Raw genomic sequence first — 1,330 nt, forward strand, 5'->3', positions numbered from 1 at the left:
TCGGCGGTCAGGCCCTTGATGGTGCCGGCCTTGTGGGCGTTCAGGGGCTGCTCCATCTTCATGGCCTCCAGGACGACGACCAGGTCGCCTTCCTTGACCTCCTGGCCCTCCTCGACGGCGATCTTCACGATCGTGCCCTGCATGGGCGAGGCGAGGGTGTCGCCGGAGGCGACCGGGCCGGACTTCTTGGCCGCGCGGCGCTTGGGCTTGGCACCGGCGGCGAGGCCGGTGCGGGCCAGGCTCATGCCCAGCGACGACGGCAGCGAGACCTCCAGGCGCTTGCCGCCGACCTCGACGACGACCGTCTCGCGGCCCAGCTCCTCCTCCGCCTCGGCGTCGGCGGGCGCGGTGAACGGCTTGATCTCGTTGACGAACTCGGTCTCGATCCAGCGGGTGTGGACCGTGAAGGGATCCGTGGAGCCGGTCAGCTCGGGCGCGAACGCCGGGTCCCGCACGACCACGCGGTGGAAGGGGATCGCCGTCGCCATGCCCTCGACCTGGAACTCGTCCAGCGCCCGGGCGGCCCGCTGAAGGGCCTCGGTGCGGGTACGGCCGGTCACGATCAGCTTGGCGAGCAGGGAGTCCCAGGCCGGGCCGATCACGCTGCCGGACTCCACGCCCGCGTCCAGGCGGACGCCGGGGCCCGACGGCGGGTCGAACCGGGTGACCGTGCCGGGGGCCGGGAGGAAGTTGCGGCCCGGGTCCTCGCCGTTGATGCGGAACTCGAAGGAGTGACCGCGCAGCACCGGATCGCCGTAACCGAGCTCCTCGCCGTCGGCGATGCGGAACATCTCGCGGACCAGGTCGATGCCGGCGACCTCCTCGGTCACCGGGTGCTCCACCTGCAGGCGGGTGTTGACCTCCAGGAAGGAGATCGTGCCGTCCTGGCCGACCAGGAACTCGCACGTGCCGGCGCCCTCGTAGCGGGCCTCCTTCAGGATGGCCTTCGACGCGCGGTACAGCTCGGCGACCTGCTCCTCGGACAGGAACGGCGCCGGGGCCTCCTCGACCAGCTTCTGGTGGCGGCGCTGCAGCGAGCAGTCACGGGTGGAGACCACGACCACGTTGCCGTGCTTGTCGGCCAGGCACTGGGTCTCCACGTGCCGCGGACGGTCCAGGTAGCGCTCGACGAAGCACTCGCCGCGGCCGAAGGCGGCGACCGCCTCGCGCACCGCGGAGTCGTACAGCTCCGGGACCTCTTCCAGCGTCCGGGCCACCTTCAGACCGCGGCCACCGCCACCGAAGGCGGCCTTGATCGCGATCGGCAGGCCGTGCTCCTTGGCGAAGGCCACGACCTCCTCGGCGCCCGAGACCGGGTCCGGGGTGCCCG

The 1,330-nt window shown here is 72.0% G+C and carries 1 protein-coding gene; it reads right to left on the bottom strand.

Annotation, left to right across the window (positions count from 1 at the left end; all coding sequences use genetic code 11):
• On the bottom strand, positions 1 to 1,330 hold a 1,330-nt coding region (locus C3492_RS43790; protein WP_103818111.1), incomplete at both ends, for a biotin/lipoyl-containing protein.

Source organism: Streptomyces sp. Ru62 (assembly GCF_002920615.1).
GTDB lineage: Bacteria > Actinomycetota > Actinomycetes > Streptomycetales > Streptomycetaceae > Streptomyces.